Annotated in this window: 25 protein-coding genes and 1 riboswitch; of the genes, 11 read left to right on the top strand and 14 right to left on the bottom strand. The window is 72.1% G+C overall.

Annotated elements, in window-relative coordinates:
* Positions 1-81: 81 nt before the first annotated feature.
* The 7 genes from ACYVD5_RS03245 to ACYVD5_RS03215 form a co-directional block, all read right to left on the bottom strand.
* A complete protein-coding gene (locus tag ACYVD5_RS03245; RefSeq protein WP_460999365.1) occupies positions 82-1,086 on the bottom strand; it encodes a MerR family transcriptional regulator in 1,005 nt (334 codons plus the stop codon).
* 136 nt (positions 1,087-1,222) lie between these two features.
* On the bottom strand, positions 1,223-2,026 hold the full coding sequence (locus tag ACYVD5_RS03240) for an ABC transporter ATP-binding protein (protein ID WP_460999364.1): 804 nt from the start codon (positions 2,024-2,026) through the stop codon (positions 1,223-1,225).
* A complete protein-coding gene (locus ACYVD5_RS03235; RefSeq protein WP_460999363.1) occupies positions 2,023-3,078 on the bottom strand; it encodes a FecCD family ABC transporter permease in 1,056 nt (351 codons plus the stop codon). Before ACYVD5_RS03235 ends, ACYVD5_RS03240 begins: the two co-directional genes overlap by 4 nt.
* A complete protein-coding gene (locus tag ACYVD5_RS03230) occupies positions 3,075-4,172 on the bottom strand; it encodes a FecCD family ABC transporter permease (RefSeq protein ID WP_460999362.1) in 1,098 nt (365 codons plus the stop codon). The genes ACYVD5_RS03235 and ACYVD5_RS03230 overlap by 4 nt, the downstream gene beginning before the upstream one ends.
* Positions 4,173-4,174: 2 nt before the next feature.
* A complete protein-coding gene (locus tag ACYVD5_RS03225) occupies positions 4,175-5,203 on the bottom strand; it encodes an ABC transporter substrate-binding protein (RefSeq protein WP_460999361.1) in 1,029 nt (342 codons plus the stop codon).
* A gap of 56 nt (positions 5,204-5,259) precedes the next feature.
* Positions 5,260-5,454, bottom strand: a riboswitch (cobalamin riboswitch).
* Between the two features lie 147 nt (positions 5,455-5,601).
* On the bottom strand, positions 5,602-7,467 hold the full coding sequence (locus ACYVD5_RS03220; RefSeq protein WP_460999360.1) for an FtsX-like permease family protein: 1,866 nt from the start codon (positions 7,465-7,467) through the stop codon (positions 5,602-5,604).
* Complete coding sequence (locus ACYVD5_RS03215) at positions 7,464-8,222, bottom strand: ABC transporter ATP-binding protein (protein ID WP_460999359.1); 759 nt, start codon at positions 8,220-8,222, stop codon at positions 7,464-7,466. Before ACYVD5_RS03215 ends, ACYVD5_RS03220 begins: the two co-directional genes overlap by 4 nt.
* 133 nt (positions 8,223-8,355) lie before the next feature.
* Here ACYVD5_RS03215 and ACYVD5_RS03210 point away from each other — a divergent pair, with 133 nt between their 5' ends.
* The 3 genes from ACYVD5_RS03210 (at position 8,356) to ACYVD5_RS03200 (ending at position 11,548) form a co-directional block, all read left to right on the top strand.
* The gene (locus tag ACYVD5_RS03210; protein WP_460999358.1) at positions 8,356-9,696 is read left to right on the top strand and encodes a sensor histidine kinase; all 1,341 of its coding nucleotides are present in this window, start codon (positions 8,356-8,358) and stop codon (positions 9,694-9,696) included.
* Positions 9,697-9,854: 158 nt separating this feature from the next.
* Positions 9,855-10,505: a response regulator gene (locus ACYVD5_RS03205; RefSeq protein WP_460999357.1), complete on the top strand. Its 651-nt coding sequence runs from the start codon at positions 9,855-9,857 to the stop codon at positions 10,503-10,505.
* Between the two features lie 131 nt (positions 10,506-10,636).
* Positions 10,637-11,548, top strand: coding sequence for a hypothetical protein (locus ACYVD5_RS03200; protein WP_460999356.1), 912 nt, complete (start codon positions 10,637-10,639; stop codon positions 11,546-11,548).
* 201 nt (positions 11,549-11,749) lie between these two features.
* On the opposite strand, the gene ACYVD5_RS03195 is transcribed toward ACYVD5_RS03200, so the two are convergent.
* From ACYVD5_RS03195 to ACYVD5_RS03165, 7 genes are all read right to left on the bottom strand, one after another.
* The gene (locus ACYVD5_RS03195; protein WP_460999355.1) at positions 11,750-12,190 is read right to left on the bottom strand and encodes a nitroreductase/quinone reductase family protein; all 441 of its coding nucleotides are present in this window, start codon (positions 12,188-12,190) and stop codon (positions 11,750-11,752) included.
* Positions 12,191-12,325: 135 nt separating this feature from the next.
* Entirely contained in the window at positions 12,326-13,189 is an 864-nt protein-coding gene (locus ACYVD5_RS03190) for a fructosamine kinase family protein (RefSeq protein WP_460999354.1), read from the bottom strand.
* Between the two features lie 63 nt (positions 13,190-13,252).
* Complete coding sequence (locus tag ACYVD5_RS03185; protein WP_460999353.1) at positions 13,253-14,500, bottom strand: styrene monooxygenase/indole monooxygenase family protein; 1,248 nt, start codon at positions 14,498-14,500, stop codon at positions 13,253-13,255.
* Positions 14,501-14,626: 126 nt separating this feature from the next.
* A complete protein-coding gene (locus tag ACYVD5_RS03180; RefSeq protein ID WP_460999352.1) occupies positions 14,627-15,235 on the bottom strand; it encodes a GTP-binding protein in 609 nt (202 codons plus the stop codon).
* The gene (locus ACYVD5_RS03175; protein ID WP_460999351.1) at positions 15,213-15,557 is read right to left on the bottom strand and encodes a DUF742 domain-containing protein; all 345 of its coding nucleotides are present in this window, start codon (positions 15,555-15,557) and stop codon (positions 15,213-15,215) included. Before ACYVD5_RS03175 ends, ACYVD5_RS03180 begins: the two co-directional genes overlap by 23 nt.
* Before the next feature lie 97 nt (positions 15,558-15,654).
* Complete coding sequence (locus ACYVD5_RS03170; RefSeq protein WP_460999350.1) at positions 15,655-16,098, bottom strand: roadblock/LC7 domain-containing protein; 444 nt, start codon at positions 16,096-16,098, stop codon at positions 15,655-15,657.
* Positions 16,098-17,381, bottom strand: a complete 1,284-nt coding sequence (locus tag ACYVD5_RS03165) for an ATP-binding protein (protein ID WP_460999349.1) — start codon at positions 17,379-17,381, stop codon at positions 16,098-16,100. Before ACYVD5_RS03165 ends, ACYVD5_RS03170 begins: the two co-directional genes overlap by 1 nt.
* Before the next feature lie 528 nt (positions 17,382-17,909).
* Here ACYVD5_RS03165 and yhfZ point away from each other — a divergent pair.
* The 8 genes from yhfZ to ACYVD5_RS03125 all read left to right on the top strand — a co-directional run bounded on the left by yhfZ (position 17,910) and on the right by ACYVD5_RS03125 (position 25,625).
* On the top strand, positions 17,910-18,824 hold the full coding sequence (gene yhfZ / locus ACYVD5_RS03160) for a GntR family transcriptional regulator YhfZ (RefSeq protein WP_460999348.1): 915 nt from the start codon (positions 17,910-17,912) through the stop codon (positions 18,822-18,824).
* 128 nt (positions 18,825-18,952) lie between these two features.
* Positions 18,953-19,336, top strand: coding sequence for a hypothetical protein (locus tag ACYVD5_RS03155; RefSeq protein WP_460999347.1), 384 nt, complete (start codon positions 18,953-18,955; stop codon positions 19,334-19,336).
* Positions 19,333-19,692 carry a DUF2620 family protein gene (locus tag ACYVD5_RS03150; protein WP_460999346.1) on the top strand — a complete coding sequence of 120 codons (360 nt, stop codon included), beginning with the start codon at positions 19,333-19,335 and terminating at the stop codon, positions 19,690-19,692. The genes ACYVD5_RS03155 and ACYVD5_RS03150 overlap by 4 nt, the downstream gene beginning before the upstream one ends.
* Positions 19,693-19,695: 3 nt before the next feature.
* Positions 19,696-21,084 (top strand): YhfT family protein, encoded by a 1,389-nt coding sequence (locus tag ACYVD5_RS03145; protein WP_460999345.1) that lies wholly within the window; start codon positions 19,696-19,698, stop codon positions 21,082-21,084.
* Positions 21,084-22,019, top strand: a complete 936-nt coding sequence (locus ACYVD5_RS03140; RefSeq protein ID WP_460999344.1) for a phosphotriesterase family protein — start codon at positions 21,084-21,086, stop codon at positions 22,017-22,019. The genes ACYVD5_RS03145 and ACYVD5_RS03140 overlap by 1 nt, the downstream gene beginning before the upstream one ends.
* Positions 22,016-23,179 (top strand): hypothetical protein, encoded by a 1,164-nt coding sequence (locus ACYVD5_RS03135; RefSeq protein WP_460999343.1) that lies wholly within the window; start codon positions 22,016-22,018, stop codon positions 23,177-23,179. The genes ACYVD5_RS03140 and ACYVD5_RS03135 overlap by 4 nt, the downstream gene beginning before the upstream one ends.
* A complete protein-coding gene (locus tag ACYVD5_RS03130) occupies positions 23,179-24,342 on the top strand; it encodes an alanine racemase (RefSeq protein WP_460999342.1) in 1,164 nt (387 codons plus the stop codon). The genes ACYVD5_RS03135 and ACYVD5_RS03130 overlap by 1 nt, the downstream gene beginning before the upstream one ends.
* Positions 24,339-25,625 carry a phosphopentomutase gene (locus ACYVD5_RS03125; RefSeq protein ID WP_460999341.1) on the top strand — a complete coding sequence of 429 codons (1,287 nt, stop codon included), beginning with the start codon at positions 24,339-24,341 and terminating at the stop codon, positions 25,623-25,625. The genes ACYVD5_RS03130 and ACYVD5_RS03125 overlap by 4 nt, the downstream gene beginning before the upstream one ends.
* Positions 25,626-25,637: the final 12 nt, after the last annotated feature.

Genomic DNA, 25,637 nt, shown 5'->3' with positions numbered 1-25,637 from the left:
GCGCGAAGATCGGCAACGTTTTTCCTTTATGTGGTCGGTAACTTCTGCAATCCGGAACAACAAGGATCCTGTTGGGGTCGGCTACTCGCCGGAGCGCATGGCGTCGGCCATCCAGGCGTAGAGCACGGGGCCGTGATCCTCCTCGGGTGCGGTCCCGTTGATCTGCGCCACCAGCGACAGGTACCGGCCGTGGGTGGTGTCGTACACGGGACCTTCGGAAACGGCGTCCTCTGCGGCGATCTGGCGCAATAGGTCCGGCAGCTGATTGAATCCCGCGGCCATGCGGTCGCGGACTTCGGGCGTCAGCGGTGTGTCCGACACCGCCGCGGCGGCTTCCATGAACCGGGCGGCCGCCTGCTGGGCCCTGGGCGACCGGGGCGGCTCGCCGTCGCGGTGCGCGGCAACGAGCTCCTCCATCAGCGGGGTTCCGCTTTCGTATATGAAGTCCTGGAACGGCGGGCTCGCCACGGCCCGGCCTTCTGCCGTGGAGTAGGTCTCCTGCAGGTAGGTGCGGACCGCTTCGCGAAACGCCGGGTCGCCCACCAGGTCGCCCAGCTCGATCCACGCCTCCAGTTGGGCGGCCGAGGGCTCCGCGGGCAGGACCGGCCGCACCGTGCGCAGCCGGTCGACGAAACCGCCGGGGACGTCGAGGCCCTCGCCGACGTCGTCCCAGAAGTCGTCGATGATCTGCTCGCGCTGCTCGTCGGTCATCGAGACGAGCTTGTGCATCAGGTCGGCCTGAGCGGTCGTGGCGCCCTGTTTGATCAGGGTTCGCAGCACCGCCCGCCTGGCCCGCAGGGTGCGTTCGTGGCGCTCGACGGTCTCCAGGTGCGTGGTAAGCAGCTCGTGCAGGGTGGTGCCGCCGGCGATCAGCCGGCCGATCTCCGCCAGGTCGGTGTCCAGCTCGCGCAGGGTGCGGATGAGTTCCAGCCGGGCGATGGCGTGGATGTCGTACATCCGGTGTCCGGCCGCGTTCAGCGCCGTCGGCTCGGCGATCCCGGCGTCGGCGTAGAACCGGACCGCGCTGACGCTCAGCCCGCTGCGGCGGGCGGCGTCTGAGATGGGGTACAGCTGGTGCTCGTTCATGGGGCCACTCTGGCGCCTCAAGCCGCTTGAGGCGCAAGCCGCGATCCGGGGCGGGGCGGTCCCAATCGCGGCACCGGCGGGTCGGCACGGACGTTCGCCCGCCCGCTGCCCCCTTGGCCGGGGTGGCCCTGCCGGGCTACCGGCGGGGCCGGGGCAGCACGATCGGTGTTCCGGTGAGGGGGTCGCTGATCACCATGCACGGCAGCGAGAACACGGCTTCCACGGTCTCGGCGGTGACGACCTCCGCCGGGCGCCCCTGGGCGACGATTCCGCCGTCCTTCATCACGATGAGATGGTCGGCGTAGCGGCCGGCGAGGTCGAGGTCGTGCAGCACCAGCACCATCGTGCGCCCGGATCGCGTGTTGGGGTCGGTCAGCAGCTCCAGCACGTCGACCTGGTGGGCCAGGTCCAAGTAGGTCGTCGGCTCGTCGAGGAGCATGATGCCGGGGTCCTGCGCGAGCGCCAACGCGATCCACACCCGCTGCCGCTGGCCTCCGGAGAGCTCGTCGAGCGGCCGGTGTGCGAGGTCGGTGACGCCGGTCGCCGCCATCGCCGCCGATACCGCCTCGGCGTCGGCGTCGCTGAACTGCCGGAACCAGCGCTGGTGGGGGTGGCGCCCCCGGGCGATGAGGTCGGCGGCGGTGATCCCGTCCGGGGCGGCGGGCTGCTGCGGGAGCAGCCCGAGCCGCTGGGCCACGCGTCCGGCCGGCAACCGGGAGATGTCGGTGCCTTCCAGCAGCACGGCTCCGCCGCGCGGCTTCAGCAGCCGGGCGAGGCCGCGCAGCAGCGTCGACTTGCCGCATCCGTTCGGTCCGACGATCACGGTGACCTGCTCGGGCGGCAGTGTCACCGAGACCTGGTCGACGACGGTGCCCGAGCGGTAGCCGAGGCTGAGGTCGGCGGCGGTCAGCGTGACCGCCCCGGTTGGCGAGCTGGTCATCCGGTGTGTCCGATCCGGTTGGCGCGGGCGAGGAGGTACAGCAGCACCGGTGCTCCCAGCACCCCGGTCATCACGCCGACGGGCAACTCGGCCGGGGCGAACAGCAGCCGGGCGGCAAGGTCGGCGGCGACCACGATCAGGGCGCCGAGCGCCGCGGCGGGGGCAAGGGCGGCGCCGCGGCCGGGCAGCAGCCGGCGGACGATCTGCGGCGCCACGAGGGCGACGAACCCGATGGGACCGGCCGCCGCCGTCGCCATCGCGGCGAGCACCACGGCGACGGCCACCAGGGCGATCCTGTCGGCGACCGCGTTGCCGGACAGCACGGCGGCCAGGTCGTCGCCGAGTTCGAGCAGCCGCAGCCGGCGCGCCAGGACGACCAGCACGGGCACGGCGACCGCGAGCGTTGCGGCGATGATCACGGCGTGCGGGCCGCCGCGGTTCGCGAGGCTGCCGGTCAGCCACGAGGCCGCTGCGAGCACGCTGCGGTAGTCCGCCCGGGTGAGCAGGAAGGAGACTGCCGAGGTCAGCATGGCCGCGACACCGATACCGACCAGTACGAGCCGGTAGCCGCTCACACCGCGCCGGGCCGACAGCGCGAAGATCACCGCGGCGGTCACCGCCGCCCCCGCGAGCGCGCCGGCGGCGGTGTGCAATCCCGTACCGCCGAACACGGTGATCACCGCCAGCGCGCCGAAGGCGGCTCCGGAGTTCACGCCGATCACGTCCGGGCTGACCAGCGGGTTGGCCGCGATCCGCTGCAGGACCGCCCCCGAAAGCGCGAAAGCCGCCCCCGCGCCCAGACCGGTGAGGGCGCGCGGCAGCCGGTTGCGCACGACGACGTCGTACTCGATGAGGGTGCCGCCCCCGGCCAGCACCCGCAGGACACCGCCGGGGCCGATCTCGAACCGGCCCAGGGTCAGCGACAGCACGGCCACGCTGCCGGCGAGCAGCCACACGATCACCGACAGGGCGGTCGAGCGGCGCCCGAGCAGGAACACCACGGCCGACCGCGGGCTGCGCAGCAGGAACGTGTCGCGGTCCGCAGGGATCACAGCTGCGCCAGCTTCCGCTTGCGGATCAGGTGGATGAAGCAGGGGGCGCCGATCAGCCCTGTCACAATGCCCACCTGCAGCTGTTCGGGACGGATCAGCACCCGGCCCAGCACGTCGGCCGCCAGCAGCAGGGCCGGGGCCAGCACCGCGCACCAGGGCGTGATCCAGCGGTGGTCCGGCCCGGTGAGCGCCCGTGCGATATGGGGCACGACCAGGCCGACGAAGGTGATCGGCCCGGCGATCGCCGTGGCGGTCCCGGCCAGCAGCACGACCGCGAGGGCGGCCAGCACCCGGGTCGCCGCCAACCGCGTGCCGAGGCTGCGCGCCATGTCCTCGCCGAGGGCGAGCGCGTTGAGGTCGCGGCCGACCAGCACCGCCAGGCACAGGCCGGCCGCCAGGGCGGGGGCGACGGCGACCAGGTCTGCGGTATCGGCGCGGGTGAGCGAACCGACGGTCCAGAACCGGAAGTCGTTGAGCGCGGAAGCGTCGAGGAGAGTGATGGCCGTGGTCACCGAACCCGCCATGGCGCTGAACGCTGCACCGGCCAGGGCGAGCTTGACCGGTGTCGCGCCGCCGCCACCCAGCGAGCCGAGGACGTAGACGAACGCCGCCGCCAGCGCGGCACCGGCAAAGGCGAACCACAGGTAACCGGTCAGGGTGGCCACGTGCAGGACGGTCATCGCGGCCACGACCGCGCACGCGGCCCCGGCGTTGACGCCGAGGATGCCCGGCCCCGCCAGCGGGTTGCGGGTCAGCCCCTGCATGAGGGCGCCCGCGACACCCAGTCCGATCCCGGCGAGCACCCCGGTGGCGGTCCTGGGCACGCGCACGTGCCACACGATCCGGTCGGCTTCGCTGCCGGCGGGCGCGGTCAGCGCCGCGACCGTGTCGGCGGCGGAGACGGCGTAGTTGCCCGTGAGCAGCGACAGGGCGCACACGCCCGCCAGGAGCAGCCCGGCCAGCACCAGCCCGGCCGATCTGCCGGCCGCTCCGGAGAACACACCCGTCCCGCAGAGCCCGCCCGCGCCGGTCCCGATCCGCGGGATGCCGCCGCTTTGGTGCCCGGGCCCCGCTGCAGCGGTCGCACCTGCCACGGCTAGCTCTCGACCAGGTCCGGGTGGATGCGCGACGCAACGAGTTCGATGCTGTGCGCCGCCCGGACCCCGGCCGCGCGGTCGGCGAACAGGAACGGGTGTACCTCGTCCGCGGCGACGGCCGCCACCCCCGCAAGCGCCGGGTCCGACGTGATCGCCCGGACGTCGCTTTGGGCGTCCTGCTCGGTCATTGCGGCATCGCAGCAGGAGCTGGTGAGGATGACGTCGGGGTCGCGTGCGACGAGTTCCTCGGCGCCGACTTCGATGTTGCGCTTGCCGGTCAGGTCGGCGAAGGCGTTGGTGCCGCCCGCGTGCTCGATGATCCGGGTGCTGAAGTCGATTCCGCCCGCCACCCGGTAGCCGCCGTCGTCGCCGGGCGACACGATCGCCACGGACGGCCGTTCGGCGCCCTCGACCTGCTCCTCGACGGCGGCGATGCGCTCCTGCAGCCCGCTGATCACCTGTTCTGCCCGGTCCTCGACGTTGAAGAGCGCACCGAGGTCGCGCAGGTCCCGGTAGACGCTGTCCACCGTGACCGATTCCGGGTCGATCGCCCGGTCGGTGAGCCCGTCCTCGCTCGGGCACAGCGGACTCAGTATCCAGCTCTGCACGCCGAGTTCGCGCAAGCTCTCCCGGGTGCCGACCGAGCGGTCGGCGCCGTTCTCGGCGAAGAACCCGTTGAACCCGGAGATCACGAAGTCGGGCTCGGTCGCCAGTAGCCCTTCCCTGCTCGGGAGGGTGGGCTCGTAGTCGGCTAGGGCCTGCTCGTCGGCGTATTCGGGCAGCACCTCGGCGTCCAGGAACGCGGTCCCGACCAGCCGGTCGCTGAGGCCGAGGGCATGGGCGACCTCGATGCCGGGCTGGTAGGCGGCGTAGACCCGCTCGGGGGGCGTGTCCGCGGCGACTTCGATGCCGCAGTTGGTTCGGGTGACGGCGTCCTCCCCCGCCGGTTGCGCGGGGGAAGCGGGTGCGGGAGCCCCGCAGCCGGCGAGTAACAAGACGCCGGCGAGCGCGGACGCGGCGCGGGGCAAGCATGACAATGCGCGGGCCATGGACGAGACCGCCTTTTCCAAGTCCTCGTGGAATCAGGTCGTGCAGTGCCGTGGCCGGTCTCCTGGCTGACGGGTGGTAACGCGCCGTGTCCGGCCTTCCCAGGGCTGTTGCCCCAGTGGCCCGTCCGGCTCGTTAGCCGAACGAACGACACAGCGCTCCCGATCACAGTGGCGAGGGCCGCATCCGGTTTCCCACCGGATTCCCGTACACCACGGCGCCGCCGACGCTAGCACGCCGCCCTCCCACCGCCCGGAACCGGGTCGGGGGCGGGGCGGGCGGCCTACGCGCGGGTGAATGGTGATCAGCAGAAATGCCCATATGCGGCCATGATTATCGGCATTTCTGCACTATTGTCGTGTCGGATGACACGTTGGCCTCAGGCCGCCGAGCCGCGCATCGCCAGGGCCGCCGGCACCGCCGCCGAGGCCGTCGCGAGCAACCCGCACACCGCCGTCATGCCGAGCAGCTGCCACCACGGAAACGCGAGCAGCGCCGTTGCGGCTTCCCCGCCCACGGCGAAGTTGAGCGGCACCAGGCAGGCGGCCGTGACCGCCGCCCCCAGCACGGCGCCCATCGCGACCACGGCCAGGGCCTCGGCCACCACCAGGCCGAGTACCTGGCGGCGGGTCGCCCCCGCCAGGCGCAGGGCGGCGAAGTCGCGCACCCGGTCGGAGGTGGACATGACCAGGGTGTTGGCGATAGACACGCAGGAACACAGCAGCGCCATGCCCAGCAGCAGCGCGCCGAACGCGAACACCATGCGGTTGTTCTCCTCGCGCCCCGGCTCGATGGAGCCGGCCGGGTCGGCGCGTGCCGTCTCCGCGTCGACCGCGGCCCGCACCTGGTCCTGTACCGCCGCCGGGTCGGCGCCGGGCCGGGCGGCGACGTAGGCGTAGGGCGCGGGCGGGTTGCCGCGGCCTTCCAGCAACGGCGCCGCAACGTAGGTGGCCGGCTGGTAGACGCCGTCGGCCAGCACGGCCGCCACGCGCGCCCGTGCCCGGCCCCCGTCCGGCAGCCGCAGCGCTACCTCGTCGCCGACCCGCCAACCGTGCGATCGGGCGGCCGACCGCGCCAGGGCGATCCCCTCGGCGCCCAGCTCGGAAAAGGCCCCCTGGTCGGCAGGTGGATCCACGGCCGCGGTGATCGCCTGCGGATCGGCGACGCGCACCTGCGCGGCCTCGCCGTCCAGGCCGATCTCGGCGGTGCGCACCACGGCCACCCGTGCGCCGGGGATCTCCCGCAGCCGCCGTACCTGGGCGTCGGACAGCCCGCGGCCCTGCGTCGCCGTCACGACCGTCTCGGCATCGGTCCACTCGGCCATCTGGCGCGCGGCCACCGTGTTCGTCGTGGCGACCATGCCCACCGCGATGCCGAGCAGCCCGGTCGTCAGCAGCACCGGCGCGCACAGTGCCGCGGTGCGCCGCACCCCGGCGGCCATACCCGCGCGCACGACCATCGCGCCCGCTCCGCGCAACCCCGCCAGCGGCGAGGTCAGCGCCGCCGACAGCGGCGGTACCACCACCGGGCTGAGGAAGGCCATGGCCACGATCGCGGACATGCCCAACCCCATGGTCACCGGCACGATGCCTTCACGGCTGGTGCCCGGCAGCGCCGAACCCGCCAGCAGGGTCAAGGCGGCGAAGCCGATCCCCAGTACCCAGCGCCCAGCGGTCATGGTGCGACTGTCCACCGATGCCTCGCGCAGCGCCTCGATCGGCCGGATCCGGCGGATGCGCCGCGCCGGCCCAAACACACCCGCCGACGCCACCACCGCACCCGCGCCAAAGGCGATCACCGCAGCGCCGGGTTCGTAGCGCACCTCGGGCCGGCCGGGCACCATTCCCATGGCGTGCATGGCGGTGAACAGCGCCTCGGCCACCGCCGCGCCCAGCACGCACCCGAGTGCGCCGCCGGCGGCGGCCACCAGCAGCGCCTCGGCGTAGACCGAGGCGGCGATCCGCGCCGGCGGCGCGCCCAACGTCCGCAGCAGCGCGAACTCCCGCTGGCGCTGGGCGACAGAGAACGCGAACGCCGACGAGACAACGAAAACCGATACGAACACGGTGATCGCCATCATCATGGCGAGCAGGCTGATCACCATCTCATAGCCCGGCCGCTCGCCTGCGGTGGCCATGGCCAGCACGATTGCGCAGACCAGCGTGGTCCCCAGCGTGATGATGACGAAGGTGCCCAGGAAGGACACCCACCGTTCGCGCAGCGAGTACAGCGAGATCCCGATCATCGCGCCATCACCGGGTCCGATTCCAGGGCGGTCAACCGGGCGGCGACCAGTTGCGGGGTGGGGTCCGCCATGGCGTCGGCGATCCGCCCGTCGGAGAGGAACAGTACGCGGTCGGCGTAGGAGGCGGTCAGCGGGTCGTGCGTCACCATGACGATGGTGCACGGAGCGGGGCCGCCGGTCCCGGCCAGGTCGCGCAGCAACTCCAGCACCATCCGCGAGGACCCGCTGTCCAGCGCGCCGGTCGGCTCGTCGGCGAACAGCACTTCGGGCCGGGTGATCAGGGAGCGTGCGATGGCCACGCGCTGCTGCTGGCCGCCGGACAGCTCCGCGGGGCGGTGCCGTTCGCGGCCGGCCAGCCCGACGTCCTCCAGCACCCTGCGCACCGCGGCCCGGCTGGGCCGCCGCCGGGCCAGCCGCAGCGGCAGCGCGACGTTCTGCTCCGCGCTCAGCGCCGAGACCAGGTTGAACGCTTGGAATACGAACCCGATGCGCTCGCGCCGCAGCACGGTCAGCCGCTTCTCCGGTAACGCGGCCAGGTCGGTGCCGAGGACCGCCGCGCGCCCCGACGTCGGCTTGTCCAGCCCTGCCGCGCAGTGCAGCAGGGTGGACTTGCCCGAGCCGGAAGGGCCCATGACGGCGGTGAACGACCCTGCGGGGAAGGCGTTGGTGACCCCGTCCAGTGCTGTCACCCGACTGCCCCGAGAGCCGTAGGCCCGCGTCAGCTCCTGAAGTTCGACCGCGTATGTCCCGTTCATACGGCCGATTCCAGCACCGGCGCCCGCCCGCGGGCACTGGTGGACAACGGACGTTCCGGGTAGGGCGGGCCCTACCCCGCACGGTCGCGCCTGCCCGATCCCGGGATTGCGGTGCGCTGCGTATGGTTCAAGGGTGTCCACGACGCGACCCCGGCACGTCCTCGCCGCACTCGGGTCACGGCGCTTCCTGCTCACGCCGTGGCCGTGGCGATCGCTGCTGCACAACGCGCTGACACCGGTGGCGGCGCTGCTGTTCGCGCCGCCCGTCCTCCTCTTGGCACTGCCGTGGATCCTGCTGGTCGTCTGGCTCCGCACGGCCGCGGATCCGGCGCGGCTGCCGTTGGCGGCGGGCGCAGTCCTGGTCGTGGTGGGGGCGGTGCTGCTTGCGGGGGCCGGCCCGCTGGTCAGCCTGCCGCTGGCCGCGCTGGAACGGGCCCGGCTGCGCCTGGTCGACGCCCGGCCGATCGCCTCCGGGCACCGCGCCCCCGACCGGCCGGGCCTGTGGGCGTGGCTGCGGACACGCTACGCCGAACCCGCCACCTGGCGGGAGTTCGGCTACCTGTTACTCGCCGCGGTGCTGTTCGCACCCGCCGCCCTGGCGGGGGCGCTGGTGCTGGCCACCGGCCTGCTCTCGTTGACCGTCCCCTACCTGACCGGGGCGCTGGGCGAGACCGTGGCCCTCGGTCCGGCCTCGGTGACCGATCCGGCGGAGAGCTGGGCGGCCGCGGGTGCCGGCGCGGCGATCGTCGTCGCCGCGCTCCACCTCAACGCGCTGATCGCCGGGGCGCACTCGGCGCTGGCACGGCCGATGCTGCGCGCCGACGCCACCGGAGAGCTGCGCGCGGAACTGACCGAGGTCAGCCGCTCCCGGGCGCGGCTGGTCGACGCGTTCGAGGCCGAGCAGCGCCGCATCGAGCGCGACCTGCACGACGGCGCCCAGCAGCAGCTGCTGGCACTGACCATGGAACTGGGGCTTGCCCGGCTGGAGGTGCCGCCGGACTCGGCCGCCGCGCTCCGGGTGGAGTCGGCGCACCGCCAGGCCAAGGAGGTCATCGCCGAGCTGCGCGAGCTGATCCACGGCATCCACCCGCAGATCCTCACCGACCGCGGGCTGGCTGCGGCACTGCCGGCGCTGGCCGACCGGTGCACCGTGCCGGTACAGGTACGCACCGGGCCGGCACACCGCTGCCCGGCCCACATCGAGGGCACCGCCTACTTTGTCGTCTCCGAAGCGCTGGCCAACGTCGCCAAACACAGCGGCGCCGCCGCGGCGGCGGTGAGCGCCAAGTGCGGCGGCGGCCGGCTGGTGGTTGAGGTGACCGACGACGGCGCCGGGGGCGCGGACCCGGAATCCGGTACGGGACTGACCGGCCTCGCCGATCGTGTGGCGGTAATGGACGGAAGAATGCTGCTTTCGAGCCCGATCGGCGGGCCGACCCGGCTACGTGTGGAGTTGCCATGCCAGACCGAGTGACGGGGCCCGGCGCTGGACCTGGTGCTGGGGACCGCGGTGCGCCGGGTGGTTCGTCCGGTGGTGGGGACGGCCGCTCAGCCGGGCGCCGCCAGGCCGATCCGGCGCCGGAAGCCCGACCCGAGAAACCCGCGCCCGCCGCCGCGGCACCGGTACGCACGGTGCTCGCCGAGGACGGCGTCCTGCTGCGCGAAGGGCTGTCGGAGCTGCTGGAACGCTTCGGCTTCGAGGTGGCGGCGGCCGTGGGCAACGCCGTGGAGCTGGCCGCAGCCGTCCGCGAGCACGCGCCCGACCTGGTCGTCACCGACATCCGCATGCCGCCGGGTTTCACCGACGAGGGCCTGCGCGCCGCCGTTGAACTGCGCCGCACGCGCCCGGACCTGGCGGTGGCCGCGCTGAGCCAGTACGTGGAGCAGAGCTATGCCTTCGACCTACTGGACTCCCACGGCGGGCGCGGCGTGGGTTACCTGCTCAAGGAGCGGGTGGCCGACGTGGCCGAGTTCGCCGGGATGCTGCGCCAGGTGGTCGGGGGAGGGACCGTCGTGGACCCGGAGGTCGTACGCCAACTACTGCGCCGCAGCCGCGACCCGTTGTCCCGGCTCTCCGATCGCGAACGCGAGGTCCTGGCCCGAATGGCCGAGGGCCACTCCAACGCGGCGATCGCCCGCCTGCTGGTGGTCAGCGATGCGGCGGTGGGCAAACACATAAGCAGCATCCTGGCCAAACTCGACCTGCCACCCGAGAGCCAAGAGGTCCACCGCCGCGTGATGGCTGTGCTGGCCTATCTGCGAAGCACAACCGATTCCCGGTGACCGCGGGCACCGGTCTCAATTACGCAAACCTATCCGCACCGGCCACCCCGGGTTGAGATAATGTCCGCGGCCGATGCCCCGCGAGTACGGCCGATGACGACCACCGAAAACTGAAAATATGGAGAGATACCTTGCCGCCCATCGGACTCGGTAGCATACTTTCCCTCTCCGGAATAGTCATATCCATAGCCATCGCCGTCATATCATATTACCTCGGGCGCCATCAGAGGCGCCGCCCGCGGATTCATTACGCAACCGATTTCGACGTAATAATGAGCCCGGGCGACCAGCTTTCTGCGGCGGACTTTCTGCAAACGCGTTCGGGAGCCCCCGTAACCCAGCTGAGCCGCACCTACATCGCGGTCTGGAACCATAACGGGGACACAATCAAGGAGAGCGACATATCGCCCAGCGACCCGCTTCGGGTTGAGGTTCCGGAAGGCGATTACATACTGAAGGCGGAAGTAGCAGCGTTGAGCCGGACGGCAACCCTCGTCCGGACACAGGCGGAGAGCGGCGGCCGCTCCGCACAGATCCACTTCGATTTCCTGGATTCCGGAGACGGGGCCGTCCTTGAGGTCGTCCACCAGGGATCGTCAGGTGCCCACCTATCGGGGACGGTGCGCGGAGCGAGGATCTCCTACAAGGGACGGTCGAGGCTCAGCCCGCACTACATCCGCCTTTTCACCAAGAAGTCCCGGGCAACTCGGTTCATACAGACACTGAGTTCGGTGGAAAAGATCGCATTTGCGGCATTGGCAACAATCGGGGGTTTTTCGGCAATAACGCTCGTCAATTTATTCAATTTTCTCATGGAGACCCCAGTACTAGTCGACCCGGATCTCTACAATTTAGAAACACTTGAAGGGCAAGCCGACTTTGCCGCCAATGTCCACGGCTTCGAAAGAACAGACTTCTGGACGAGCGCAGTATTTGTGGTTCCTTTGTATGTTTCGTTGACAATAATCCCGATTCTATACTTTTTCTCCAAGACAAAAAGTATCGTCCCCAAACACATCGTCAACAGCCGCAACCTGGTCTAGACAGAGCATTTCTGCCCCAAGAAACCGCCGGGCCTCAAACAACTACCGAACCATGCTGTAGGTGACCAATACACAGTGTTTCGACGCCGCTGGATCCGCGCGGCGTCCGGCTGGTGCCGGAGGCTCGGGCAGCCGACCGGTCTTCAGCACCAGCCGAGCGCAGAACGCCGGGTCAGAACTTCGCGCTGCGGCCCCGCTCCGTCACGCTGACGGCTCCGGTTCCTCAAGGAGCACCAGGGGGATCTCCCGTTCCGTCTTGGCCTGGTAGCCCGCGTAGGGCTTGAACGCGGTCACCGCCCGCGGCCACAGGCGGCTGCGCTCGTCGGCCGTGGCCACCCTGGCCTGCATCGTCCGTGTGGGGCCGCCCTGGTACGAAACCGCTACTTCGGGGTTGGCGCGCAGGTTGAGAAACCACGCGGGATGCCTGTCGTCCCCGCCGCGGGAGGCGACGATGACGAGCGTCGTGCCTTCCTGCACCGGCGAGGTGAGCAGCACCGAGCGCGGCTCGCCTGATTTGCGGCCGGTCGTGGTGAGCCGGATCGCCGGCATGCCGGACAGCCGCCACCCGGCCCTGCCGCCGCTGACCGCGAGGACACTGCGGTGGACGGCGTTCATCGTCTTCAGGATGAAGTCACTGGGCATTGCATCTCGTCCGTTCCGGTCGGTCGTGCACTCGGCCGTGCAATCCGTCGTCCACGCCGGTCGGCGTTTGCCGTGCCGGCCCCGTGCCGTCCTCCCCCGGCCGCCGCGGCTGCGAACCGGCCTTCGGCGGCTGCCCTACAGCAGGCGCCCCGCGGCGTCGAGCAGTTGGGGGCGGTAGCTGCGACCGAACAGGCACACGTGGGCGAGCAGCGGGTGCAACTGGTGCAGCGGGACGCGGTCGCGCCAGCCGTCGGCCAAGGGGAAGGTCTCGCGGTAGGCGGCGAGTATCCGTTCCAAATGCGGGGCGCCGAACAGTTGCAGCATGGCGAGGTCGGTTTCGCGGTGCCCGCCGTGGGCGGCGGGATCGATGAGCACGGCCCTGCTGCGGCTCCACAACACGTTTCCGCCCCACAGGTCGCCGTGGATGCGGGCGGGGGGTTCGTGCGGGCCGGCGAGGCCGGCGATGCGGGCGAGCACCCGTTCCAGTCGGGCAACGTCGCCGGAGTCGAGGAATCCCCGGTCGCGGGCATCGCGCAGGTAAGGCAGCACCCGGCGTTGGGCATACCACTGCGGCCACCGGTCGCCCGGCGTGTTGTCCAAGGGCAGGGTTGCCAGCCAACCCCGCTCAGGCCCGCCGAAGGACGGCTCCCCGGCCCCATGGGTGGCCGCCAGGCGCCGCCCCAGGTCGTCGGCTGCCGCCGCGCTCGCGCCGTACTCGTGCACCCATTCCAGCACCAGCACGCCGCCATCGCCGGCGGCCAGCACCCCGGGCACGGCCGCCCCGCCGGACGCCGCAGCGAGCCGGCGCAACCCGGCGCCCTCGGCGGCCAACGCCTCGGCGTGGCGGTCGGCAACCTTGGCAAAGAAGCGCCGCCCGTCACCGAGCTCACCGCGGTGCAGCGTCCACGCGTGCGAGGAACCCAGCGCCGTACAGGAGCGCACCTCACCACCCACGGCCGCAGAGACGGCCGCCGCTGCATCGGCAGTTCCGTGGGGCATGGGCCTGCTCAATGGATGGTCGGGGACGCGGTCCCGACTACGATACTGGCGCTTCCGGCATTTTCAGGCCTGCTGGGGCGGGGTGGCGACTGAAGCGAGGTAGGCGTCGGCTGACTCCGGGTCCATGAGCCAGTGCTGGAAGTCGGCGGGCTCGGCGTAGCCCTTGGCGAAGCGGTTGGCGACCTCGGGGTTTTGCGCGGCGGTTGCCAGGATGCGTTGCACGTGGTCGGGCAGCGGGCCCAGCATCATGTTGGTGTAGGCGGTGACGTGGCGGGCGTAGTCCCAGTACGCCTCGAACGTCTGCTGCATCCATTCCGGGTCGAAGGGCCGGTCGCCGCGTTCGAGGATGGACCGGAAGTAGATGTCGGCGCAGTGCGCGGCGTTGTTGGAGCCCTGGCCGGTGACCGGGTCGTTGGCGACGACCACGTCGGCCATGCCCAGCACGTGCGAGTTCGCCGACAGCTCCGCGACGGGGTGGCGCACCACCGGCGCGTAGCCGCCGAAGAGGGTGCAGCGCGCGTCGGTGGGCTCGGCGCCGGCGCAGAGTTCGTACTCCCAGGGCACGTAGCGCCGCAGGAGGTCCAGGGTGCGTTCCCAGTGTTCGTCGGGGCCGGGGCGGTCCGACCAGCAGTCGAACGGGCCGCCGGGCACGCCTTCCCACAGGAGGATGTCGCACGCCCCGCCCGTGGTGGTGTAGCCGGGCATGAAGAAGTGCTCGCCGATGCCGGGCAGTGCGCTGATGCGCACGTGCGGCTCGGGGTAGTCGGGGCGCGGCGCCATGCCGTGCACGTAGATGCACGACAACATCCGCTGCGGGCGGTCGTAGGGAGACCGCGCGGGGTCGCGGTCGAACAGCTCCACCAGGTCGCCCTTGCCCGCGGCGATCACGGTGAGGTCGTAGAGCGCCGAGAGTGCCTCCAGTTCGGAGGTCATCGCGCCGTGGTAGACCACTTCGCCGCCGCGGGCCTCGAACAGCTCCAGCCAGCCCGCCATCTTGACCCGCTGGTCGATCGACTGCGCGTAGGCGTCCCAGCGGCCGACGAAGCCGAAGGCGGCCTCACCGGGCGTTTGGGACACGGTCAGCCGCTGCCCGACGATGCGCGGCGCCCGGTCCTCCCACAGGTTGATGCCGAGTTCGCGTTCGATCTGCAGGCTCGGGGCGAACATGCACTGGGTGGACATGATCCGCCCGTCGCGGATCTCCTCGGGGGTGCGCGCTGACATGACGGTGACGTCGTATCCGGCACCGAGCAGACTCAACCCGAGCTGGAGCCCGGCCTGTCCGGCGCCGACGATGAGGATCCTGCGCATTGCCGCCTCTCGTTCTGCATGGGGGGTACCGATGGCCCATGGCCCGCCCGGGGGCGGTGCCGGCAGGAAACGCGCCGATGCGCTGCTGCGGACGCGTGCCATGGGGTGTGGCGGGAAACGGCGGGTTCAGGTCACCGCCGGTTGTTCGCTGCCGTCCGGGGAGGTCCGCTGCATCGTGTGGGACAGCGCCGCCGCGAGTGTCTCGACGACCGAACCGCTGCTGCGGGCGTCGCAGGCGACCAGCGGGACGTCGGGGTCGAGTTGGAGCGCTTCGCGTACTTCGGCGAGTTCGTGGCTCTGCTCGGCGTTGAACAGGTTGACGGCCACGATGAAGGGGACATCGGAGTCGTTCTCGAAATAGTTGACCGCCGCGAAGGACGCATCCAGCCGGCGGGTGTCGACCAGGACCACGGCCGCGCTGGCCCCGCGGCACAGGTCGTCCCACATCGGCCAGAACCTGGCCTGGCCGGGTGTGCCGAACAGGTACAGCACCAGCTCGTCCGAAATGGTGATCCGGCCGAAATCCATCGCGACGGTGGTGGTGACCTTGCCGGTTCCACCGTCGACCGGGTCCACGGTGCGGGCGGCCTGCGTCATCCACGCCTCGGTGTTGACCGGGGGGATTTCCGAAACCGCGCCGACGAGGGTGGTCTTACCGACACCGAACCCGCCGGCGACGACGATCTTCGCCGAGGCCAGGTTCGATGGCCGGTCAGGCGAGCTCGTAAAGACCATCGATGACTCTCTTCAGCAGGCGGGGGTCGTAGGGGGAGGAGTAGGCGTCGGGGTTGACCACGAGCTGGTCGCGGGCCGCCATGTCGCCGATGAGGACGCGGGTGACCCCCAGCGACACCCCGCAGTGCGCCGAAAGTTCCGCGATGGACTGGACGGCGGTGTGGGCGCGTTCGTACAGCGATCGCGCCTCGGGCGGCAGCCGTTTGGAGTAGACCGGATCGTAGTGCGGCACCGAGATAAGCGTGTGCACGAACAGGCGGTGCCGCGTACGGGTCCGCCCTCCCGTCAGCACATAGGGACGCACCCACGGATTGACCGTCATAGCGCTACTTTCCCTGTTTTCCCGATGGTCGGCGTATTCCCGGTGGCCGCCCCGGTTCCGGTGGCCGGCCCGGTTCTCGCGGATTGCTCCCCGGTGCTCACGACGCTCCCCTGCCGATGGTCAACCCGCGCAGGTTGTCGCGCATCTCGGGCGTGAGGACGTGGCCCACGCTCTGCACGAGCTGGGTCATGCGGTGGGCGACGACGCCCAGATTGGCCCCTTCGCGGACCAGCACGGCCAGGCCCGCCAGGCTGCCGATCCCCATGAAGAGGAAGTGCCCGGCCGGGAACTTCAGCATGACCTGGTCGCACCGTGCTTCGTCGACCTGGTGGGCGATGTTGTTGCCGAGGCTGATCAGACCGCTGGTCATGGCCGCGAGGGGGTCGGCGGTGTCGGTGGGGATCTCGCCGGAGGTGATGAGCGGGAGGCCGTCGGACGAGACGATCAGCGCGTGGGCCACCCCGGGAGTCGAGTCCGCGAACTCGTTGATGAGCCAGTCGAACTCCTGGGGACCGCTCGGGCTAGTGGGGCCGCCGTCCATCACCACACCTCGCTGTCGTCGTCGGGGCGCCGGCCGGGCGCCGTGGGGTCTGTGCCTGCGCCCGGGGCGAAGGCGTCGAGGTCGTCGGCGAACGAGCCGCCGGGGGGCTCCGGCGCGTCGCCGCCGCTGGCCAAGGGGCGGCGCCGGCGTGCCGGGGTCGTGTCGTCGGGGCGCAGACTTTTGCGCTCGCGCCGCGGCAGGTCGCCGGCAGGCGGACGCGACGGCGGCGGGGGCTCGGCCGGCGGCGCGGAACCGGCCCCGAGAGGTCCGGGAGCCACGCTGAGATGCGCGGGCCGGGGCGGCGGGGCGGCAGGGCGGTCGGCGGCCGAAGGCACCGGCGCCGGACCCTGTGCAGGTTCCGGTGCAGGCGCAGGTGCCGTGTCGTCCTGTGCCGGGAGCTCGCCCAGGGCCGGCGGTGGCGCCGGTATGTCGCAGATCAGGTTCGCAGGCAGCGACACCACGACGGTGGTGCCGCCGGCCGAACCGCCGGGGCGGCTGCTGAAGTGCACCCCGACACCGTGGCGGTGTGCCAAGCGGTGCACCACGGGGAAGCCGGTGTGCCGGCCGGTGCGGTCGTCGACCGGGGGCAGGGTTCCGGCCATGGTCTCGTTCAGGTTTCGGACGTGTTCGTCCTTCAGGCCGATTCCGGAGTCGGCGATGCGCACCACCACGCCGCCGTGCTCGGTGGGGTGGGCGCTGACGCTGACGTTGCCGGGCGAGTAGCGCGCGGCGTTGTCCAGCAGCGGGGCGAGGATCGAGGCGACGTCGTCCGTGGCGTAGGAGTGCACCGCCAACTCGGCCACGGTGCCGGTCTGGACCCGCTGGTAGGAGTCGATCGACGACGTCGCCATGCGGACGATGTCCAGCACTGAAGCGGGGTCGCCGCCACCGCCGGGATCGCCGTCGTCCACCTCGGCGAGCACCCGCAGTTCGCGTGCCGCGCGCCGCATCATCGCCACGGCGTGGTCGACGTCGTAGAGCCGCTTGAGCCGCTCGGGGTCGGCCTCGTCGCGTTCCAGGTGGTCCAGCGCCTGGCGCTGCTGTTCGGCGAGGACGAGCACCTGCATGGCGAACCGGTCGCAGACGGCCGAGTAGGGCGCCGGTCCGGCGGGGTCGGGCCGGGACCCGGCCCCGGCGGGGGCGGGATCCTGCGCGGCGGGCGGTTCGGCGCCTGCAGCGGCGCGCGTATCGGCGCCGGGAGGTGCGGCCGTGTCGGGTGCGGCATCCCCGGGAGCGGGTGTCTGGGGAGCGGCCTCGCGGCGGCGCCGGAGCAGCCTGATCATGGCTGTCTTCTCATGGGAGGGCTGAGGGGTCCACTGTACGGAACGCCGCAACGACACATTGGCGGGAAACATCCACTTCTATGTCTGGACGGTGTGCGGAGGACGCACGAATTCAGGACCCGTTCCCCATTGGGAAACGGGTTGGCGCAGAGGGATGGGCGCCCCATCGGTGGTGACAGCGGGGCGACCCTGAGTCAGAATTGCACAATTTCGAGCCAACGAAAAGCGCACGGCCACTTTTGTGGCCTAGTGTCCTAATTGCTGCTTTTTCCCGGCCAACAGAGCACGCCTGCAGAGCACAGCCCCGCCGGGTGGGCGGACGCCGGAGGCGGCCCCCCGGTTGCAGAGGTGTTGCGCGGTGCGCGACGCGCACCCCCGCCCCGCCGGGCGGCCCCTCCATCGGCCCCACAACCGGCCGGGACGCCGGGGCGCCGGCACACGGCCCCCGCCGCGGCCCGCAAGACCCGGCACAACCGCGGTTCCCGGCAATCTATATCCAATATCCTGGATATTGGTTAGACTGTTCGTATGTCTCGTATGCAGGTGCTGATGTCGAAAGCCGGAACGGTCGCCCACCACATGGCGGTCGAGTTGGCCTCTGCCTCTGTCGGCGACCGTATGGCGACCGCCCAGGAGCTCAGCGACCGCCACGGCGTGGGCAAAGGAACCGTCCAGGCGGCCCTGGCGCTGCTGGAGGAGGCCGGCGCCGTCGAGATCCGCTCGCGCGGCAGGCTGGGCAGCTTCATTGCGGCGATCGACCACCGGCTGATCTGGGAGCTCGCCGGCAGCGGAGCGATCCCGATCGCGATGCCGCTGCCCTACTCCCGCCGCTACGAAGGGCTGGCGACCGGCATCCATGCCGCCTTCGAGCGGCTGGGGCTGCCGTGCACGCTCATGTTCGTCCGCGGCGCGACGAACCGGGCCCGCGCGGTCCGCCAGGAGCGCGCCGACTTCGCCGTCATGTCGCGCTTCGCGGCCACGGCCGACCCCGACCTCGAAATCATCCGCGACTTCGGGCCGCACACCTACGTCGGCGCGCACGGCCTTGTCGTCGCCGCCGACCGGGATCCCGACGATCCCGGCCTGCGCCTCGCGGTCGACCCGATGTCCACCGACCAGCGCGAACTCACCGACCAGCGGTTCCCGGACCTGCCTCCGGAACGCCGCGTGGAGGTCTCCTACAACCAACTCAGCCGCTACTTCGCCGACGGCCTGGTCGACGCAACGGTGTGGAACCTCGACGAGATCGACACCCACATCGCGGCGCCCATCACCGCCTACCCGCTCGAAGGCGTCGACTCCACCGCGACGACCTCCGCCGTGGTCGTCGCCCGGCGGCACGCCGAACCCGCACCCACGGCGGTCCAGGACGCGCTGCGCGACGACGTCGTCATGACGGCCGCCACCGAGGTCGTGGCCGGCAAGCGCATCCCCACCTACTGACCCCGGCAACCGACCCCGCCAGAACCGGCAGAACCGGCCGACCTGCCGGATCCACCGGAACCGGCAGGAACACCCGAACCAACAGGACCGAGCAGACCGACAGACCTGACAGCACCGACAGGAGCCCCATGGACACGGCTCTCCGGCAGCGGCTCGACCTCGTCCGCGACCTGCCCGACACCCCGCCCGGCGTCGCCGACTTCGTCGAGGACGAACTCGCCCGGCTCGAACACGCCCACCCGGTCACCGAAGCAACGGCCGGCACGCTCACCGCGCACCTGGTCGCCGCCCTCGGCCGCACCCTGCGCGGGGAGCCCGACATCGACCCGCCCGCCGACACGGTGTACCGCCAGGTGGTCGAGTCCGTGCCCGAGGCGGTCGACGCCGCCGTGCGGCTGTCCGAACGCGCCGGTGCCGCGCTGGGCGCCCGGCTCTCCGAGACCGAACTGCGCTATCTCAGCCTCCACCTGGGCACTCTCGCCCTCACCTCGCCGAAGGAGGATTCCCAATGAAGTTCATTGCCGGAGGAGTCGCCAAGTCGGAGGTCGCCGACACCCTGCGACCCCTGCTCAAAGCGGGCGACAGCGTCCAGGTGGGCACCGACATGGACGCGGCCCCGCTGCTGCGTTCCGGCGCCGCCGACTACTACCTGGGCACGTGCCACACGGGGGCCGGCGCGAGCCTGGGGGTGCTCGTCGGCTTCCTGGGTTCGGACAAGACCCACACCTTCGGCCGCGTGCTGCCCTCCGACGCCGACATCCGGGCGGCCGTCGATGCGGGCAACATCGCCTTCGGGTTCGGACTGGACCAGGTCCCCGACGTCGTTCCCCGCCTATGGGCCGCACTCGACGCGAAACGGCAGGGCTGACCGATGATGGCCGCCGCAGCCGCCGGGAACGCGGCCGTCGCGTTCGAGCTCTGGCAGTCCGTCCTCGTCATCGCCCTGTGCGCCTTCGCCTCTCTCATCGCCAACGCCGCGCTCGCGGTCTTCAACGACGGCGCCCGGCCGTTCCTGCTGGACTACATCCAGGGCCGCTCCACCCGGATCGCCACCGCCACCATCGTGTTCGGTGTCTCCGCCGGGTTCATCTTCGGGTTGGGCGCGCCCATGGCGCTGTCCACCGGGGTGCTCAACCCCTGGCTGGTTTTCCTGCCCGTCGAGATCCTCGGGCTGCTGGCGCCGTGGCGGTGGCTGGCCGCGCTCGCCGGCGGCCTGTGGGGCGCTGTCTGCGCGTTCGGCCTCAACGCCGCCAACGCCATCGCGACCGGCCTGCCCGTCGACTTCATCAGCGCGCTCCAGGAGATCTCGACCCCGATCCTGTGGCTGTTCGCGATCTTCCCGGTGCTGGCCATCACCCGCCAGTTCGGCCGCATCAAGGGCCTGCTGACACTGGTCGCCGAGGTCGCCGTCATCGTCGTGTCCATGCTGGTGTGGCCGGACATGTTCCCCGGCTCATTGGCGATGGCGCTGGGCGTGGTGCTGCTGCTGGGATTCGCCGTGGTGCGGGACCGGGCCGCAAAGCGCGCCGAGACCGCCGAGCTCGCCGAACTGGGAGAAGAGGAGCGCGCGGCCCGCGCCGAGCAGCAGGCCGCCACCGACGCGGCCTCCGACCAGCTGTTCGGCCCCAACGCCGACCGGCTGCGCCGCAACGGGTTCTGGCTCGCCGGGCTCGGCGGCGCGGTCGCCATGCTCGCCGCCAGTGGGATCTTCGGCGGCGGCGAAGCCACCAGCTTCTTGATCGCCGACGGCTCCTACAGCGAGGCCGCGCAGGTCGACTTCCTGCGCGCGTTCGGGTTCGTGCCGCTGATCGCCACGACCGCGCTGGCATCGGGCGCTTACGCAATGGCCGGGTTCACGTTCGTCTACCCCGTCGGCTACCTGGTGCACATGTTCGTCGACGCCTGGCCGCTCGCCCTGGCCGCGGCGTTCGTGCTCGGCGCGGCCGTCATGTCGGCGGAGGTCTTCCTGCTCAGTGCCGTGGGCCGGTGGCTGCAGCGCTGGCCGAGCATCCGCGATGCGGCCGACCACATCCGCAACGCGATCACCGAGTCGCTGGCTCTCGCGATCCTGGTGGGATCGCTCATGGCCGGTCTGACCATGGGCGAGGGCCTTGGCATCGCGCTCGTCGGCGGTCTGTACCTGTTCAACGAGGCGCTGGGGCGCCCCGTCGTGCGCATGGCGGCCGGGCCGGCCGCGGTGCTCGTCGGCGGGATCGTGCTCAACCTGCTCCACCTCGCCGGCCTGTCCACCCCCGCGTGATGGGTATCCGCACCGTCACCGGACGCGAGGTGGCCCCGTCGGCGGTCACCGGTGCCGTCCTGGCCCACGAACACCTGTGCATCGACCTGTCGGGCCCGGCCGACCCCGCTGCCGCCCTCACCGACGGCGATGCGGTGGCCGCCGAGCTGGAACGCGCCCGCACCGCCGACGGGCTCGCCCTCGTCGTCGACCTCACCTGCCGCGGGATGGGACGCGACGTGCGCGCGGCCCGCTCGATCTCCGAGCGGTCCGGGGTGGAGGTGGTGGTCGCGACCGGGTGGTACTACGAACGCTTCCACCCGAGCGGCGAACCCGGCGATTCGGTCGAGGGGGCCACCGACCTGCTCACCGCCGAAATCGAGGGGGGTGTCGGTGCGACGGGCATCCGGCCCGGCGTCATCGGCGAGATCGGCAGCCACGGCCCCGCCGCCAGTGCCGCAGAACGCACCAGCCTGCTGGCCGCCGGGCGCGCCGCCGCGCGCACCGGGCTTTCCGTGGCCACCCACGCCCACCTCGGGCAGGGCGGGCTCCAACAGCTCGGACTGCTCACGTCGACCGGGCTGGCCCCGCACCGCATCTCGATCGGGCACCAGGACCTGTGCGACGACACCGCCCAGCACCGCGCGATCGCCGATGCCGGCGCCTACGTCGCCTTCGACACGGTCGGCAAGGCCGCTTACCAGAGCGACGAACGGCGCCTCGCCCTGCTGCTGCGCCTGTTGGAGGCCGGGCACGAGCGGCGCATCCTGCTGAGCAACGACATCTCGCGCGACAGCTACCTGGCCGACCGCGGAGGGCAGGGATTCGGCCACGTCCTGGGGCCATTCGGCCGGGCGCTCGCCGACCGCGGCGCGGACGCGGCAACCCTCGACCTGCTCTACCGCGGCAACGCACTCAGGTGGCTGGCCGCACTGGACGCAAGGGAGGACACATGACCCCGGGCCCGAGCGCTCGCCCCGAACCGTCCAACCCCCCCGAACCGCACGGCCCGCCCGGCCTGCCCGATACCGCGACGCTGCCGGTGGCCACCGCAGCGGACGCCGAGGCCATGCAGCAGCGGCTCGTCGCGGCGATCGCGGCGCACTTCCCCGACGCCGCCCTGTTCCGGGCCGATGCCGGTGTGGTGCCCGGGCTCGGCCGCCCCGACACCACCCGGCGGGCCGAGGCGGCGCTGGCCGCGGCGTTCGGGGCACAGGACGCCTGCCTGGTGCAGGGGGCGGGCACCGGCGCGATCCGGACCGCGCTCTCGGCCGGGCCGTGGGCCGAGGGCGACCGCAGGATCATCGCCCACGACGCCCCTGACTACGCCACCACCGCGGCCACCTTCCGCGACGGTGCCGCCGAGGTCGTGCGCGCGGACTTCGACGACCCGGCCTGGGCCGGGGCGCTCGCGCACGACCCGGCGCGGTGGGTCCATGTCCAACACGCCCGCCAGCGCCTGACCGACCGCCACCAGCCGGCCGACGTGGTCGCCGCGGCCGCCGCGTCCGGCCGGCGGGTGATCGTCGACGACAACTACGCGGTGTTTCGGACACCGCGCATCGGGGTCGAACTCGGCGCCGCCGCCTCGGCGTTCTCACTGTTCAAACTGCACGGCCCCGAGGGGGTCGGCGTGGTGCTCGGCGACGCGGATATCGTCGGGCGCGCCCGCGCCGCCAACTACTCCGGCGGCGGCCAGGTACAAGGGCACCAGGCGCTGGCAGCGCTGCAGGCCCTCGTCATGGTGCCGCTGAACTGGGCGGCGCAGTCGCGCGCCTCGCTCGCCCTCGCCGAGCGGCTGGCGGGTGGGGCGGTCCCCGGCATCGTTGACGCGCGGCCGGCCAACGTGCAGGACCTGTGCGTGGTCGCGCTGCTGGACCGGCCGCTGGCAACGGCCCTGCCCGGGTGGGCGGCCCGCCACGGAGCGGCCCCGTTCCCCGTGGGCTCGAACTCGCGCTACGAGATCACCCCGCTGGTCTACCGGCTGTCCTCATCGACCCTGGCCGACCGCCCCGGCCTGCGCGACTGGGCGGTGCGGATCAACCCCATGCGGGCGGGCGCCGACCTGACCGAGTCGATCCTGCGGGCGGCCCTGACCGAAGGGGAGGGCAGCTGATGTTCCTGCCGATGACCGAGCGGCGCAACCCGGCCCTCATCGAGTCGGCGATCGCCCTGCACCGGCGGGGCACCATCGACCCCGACACCTATGTCATCGACCGCGACGCGGTCGGCCGCAACGCCGCCGCCCTCGCTGCGGCGGCCGCCGAGCACGGGATCGGGCTGTGGTTCGTCGCCAAGCAGTACGGGCGCAACCCGCTGGTGACCGAGACCGTCGCCCGGCACATCCCCGCGGCCGCCGCGATCGACCACCGCGAGGCCGGATCCGTGCTGGCCGGCGGGGCCCGCCTGGGCAACGTGGGGCACCTGGTGCAGGTACCGCGCAGGCGGCTGCCGGGGCTGCTGGCCCACTCCCCCGACTACGCCACAGTGTTCGACCTGGAAAACCTCTGCGCCGTGGCCGGAGCCGCCGCGGCGCTGGGCCGCACCCAGCGCGTGCTGCTGCGCATCCGCGGCTCCCGGGAAAGCACGTTCCCAGGCCAGGACGGCGGTTTCGAGACCGACGGCATCGCCGCCGCCGTGGAGTACGCCCGCCGGCTGCCGGGCGTCGAGGTCGCCGGTGCCACCGGCTTCCCTTGCATCAGCTTCGACGCCGAACAGCGCCTGCCCCGCCCCACCGGCACGATGGAACGGGTCCAAGACGCCGCCGCGAAGCTGCGCGAGCTGGGCATCGACCCGGTACTGTCGCTGCCCAGCCACACCAGTGTCAGCACCATCCCCCGGTTGGCGGCTGCGGGCGGGGCCTTCGGCGAGCCCGGGCACGCGCTCACCGGCAGCACACCCCAGCACGCCGAGGACCCGGATCTGGCCGAGCAGCCGGCGATGGTCTACGTGTCCGAGGTCGCCCAGCTCGGCACCGCGCCCAGCGTGTTCGGCGGCGGTTTCTACAGTCGCGGGCACGAGCGCAACCTGCTCGTCGCAACCGCGGACGGGCCGCGCCGCGCCGAACTGCGCGACGCGCCGCCGGCGAGCATCGACTACTACCGGCGGTTCGACTGGTGCGAGCAGGGCGTGCGCGCCCACGTCGGCGACACGGCCGTGATGGCCTTCCGCACCCAGGTCTTCGTGACGCGCTCGCGCGTGGCCGTGGTCTCGGGCATCGGCGGTGCGCGGCCGCGGGTCGACGGTGTCTTCGACGCGCTGGGCAGGCAAGCCGGATGAGTGCACAGCCGAGTGCAGCACCGCGTTCGGCCACGGTGCTGGTCCTGGACGGGCTGGGCGTGGGCGCCCTGCCGGATGCCGGCGGCATGCGCGCCTGCGACACCGCCGCCGACACGCTGGGCGCCGTGGCGCGGTGGTCGCTGGCCGAACGCCGCCGTCCGCTGCGCATCCCGCACCTGGCCGGTATGGGGCTGGCGGCCCTCCGCCCCGATCTCGGCGGCGCCATCGCGCCTCCGGTGCCGCTGCTGCAGGCGAGCGGGGCCCGATCGGGGCTGGGCTATCCCGGCGCCGACTCCTTCGCCGGCCACCAGACCCTCATGGGCGCCGACATGTCCCATGTTGTGCTGCGCCGGCTGGCCGAGTCCGCCGGCGGTGTCGCCGCCGCGCTGCGCCGCAGCGGCCACAGCGCCGAACCGCTCGACGGGCGCCCGGTTCTGCTCGTGGACGGGGCGGCGCTGGTTCACGACAACCTGGAGGCCGACCCGGGGCTCAACTGGAACGTGTCCTGCCGGCTGGAGGATCTGCCGTTCGAGCGGATCCTGGCCATCGCCCGCGTCGTGCGCAGCGCCGCCCCGGTGGCGCGGGTCATCGCCGTGGGCGGCCACGCCGACGGGCGGCTGCGCGACGCGGTGCGCGAGGGTGCCGGCGGCACGGTGGGGCTCGATACGCCAGCGAGCGGGTTCTACCGCAACGGCGGGCTGCAGGTGCAGCACCTGGGTGCCGCCGTCGACCACCGCCACCAGGTGCAGGGGGCGGCGGCCGAGCAGGGACTGCCGGTGGCGCTCATCGGCAAGGCGGCCGATCTGCTGGTGACCGATCGGCCCGTCGAGCGGCGGCCCGATGTCGAGACGCCCCGGATCCTGGAGTCGGCGACCGGCCTGGCAGGCCGGGGCCTGGTGGTCGCCAACGTGCAGCAGACCGACCTGGCCGGCCACTCCCGCGACGCCGCGGTGTTCGCCGACCAACTGGAGACCGTCGACGGTGCGCTGGTGGACCTGGCCGCCCGGTTGGGCGAGCGCGACCTGCTGGTGGTCACCGGCGACCACGGCAACGACCCGTCCCTCGGCCACCCGTTCCACACGCGCGAGTGGGTGCCCGTCCTCGCCGCCACGGGCGCCGCTCCCGGCGCCGGCGGTGCCCGCCGCGGCCGCGACCTGGACACGCTCGCCGATGTGGGGGCGTCACTCGCCCGGTGGATCGGGCTGCCCGCCGATGCGGTCGCGGCCGGCACCCCCGCCGACCTGCCGGCGGCCGCTCCGGGTGGGCGGGCGGCGTACTGGTGATCACGCAGAAAT

This window comes from Streptomonospora sediminis, from assembly GCF_054778995.1.
This window is presented reverse-complemented; position numbering and strand designations above follow the sequence as displayed.